Origin of the sequence: Limnohabitans planktonicus II-D5 (assembly GCF_001270065.2) — a bacterium.
GTDB lineage: Bacteria > Pseudomonadota > Gammaproteobacteria > Burkholderiales > Burkholderiaceae_C > Limnohabitans_A > Limnohabitans_A planktonicus.
The window spans coordinates 1-601 of sequence record NZ_LFYT02000142.1; the positions used below are offsets into that span (position 1 = coordinate 1).

A 601-nucleotide genomic window follows, 5' to 3' on the forward strand; every position below is an offset into this window, starting at 1 on the left:
AAGCGCCACAACTGTATTGCCGCGTCGCAAGCTCCTCGCAATGACGGAAGAGGGCGTCTATGCCTTTGCAAGCGCTCAAGCTGAATTGCCGCGTCACGCCACATCGCTTCGCCCCTCGCGGCTAAAGGCGGCTCCTCAAAATGAGGTGAAAAGACCCCATCCACTCCAGCAATAAATGACAATAGAAAACCGTCATAGCGAGCGCTGCGTGGCAATCCAGTCTTTGCCTGAGCGTTGTCGACAATGCCGAGTGATTCCAGGGAGGCAAAAATGAAACAGCCGTATGTCTACATGCTTGCAAGTGCGCGAAACGGGACCTTGTACGTCGGCGTGACCAGCGACCTCGTTGCGCGCATCTGGCAACACAAAAACCATGTGTTCGAGGGCTTCTCTCAGAAATATGGTGTCAACCAGCTGGTCTGGTTTGAAGCGCACGAGACGATGGAGAGCGCGATTGTTCGTGAAAAGCAACTCAAGTCTGGCTCACGTTCACGCAAGCTGTCTTTGATAGAAACCACCAACCCCAGTTGGCGAGACTTGTACGGCGACATCCTGTAAGAACACTGGATTGCCACGCTTCGCTCGCAATGACGAATTCACA

At 53.6% G+C, this 601-nt stretch carries 1 protein-coding gene; it reads left to right on the forward strand.

Annotation, left to right across the window (positions count from 1 at the left end; translation table 11 throughout):
- The first annotated feature begins 270 nt into the window (after nucleotides 1-270).
- On the forward strand, nucleotides 271-558 hold the full coding sequence (locus tag H663_RS41160; RefSeq protein WP_053173416.1) for a GIY-YIG nuclease family protein: 288 nt from the start codon (nucleotides 271-273) through the stop codon (nucleotides 556-558).
- The last annotated feature ends 43 nt before the right edge of the window (nucleotides 559-601 follow it).

Bases quoted from the DNA above. Each gene is read 5' to 3' on its own strand.
- H663_RS41160 (WP_053173416.1), top strand. From the start codon at position 271: ATGAAACAGCCGTATGTCTACATGCTTGCAAGTGCGCGAAACGGGACC.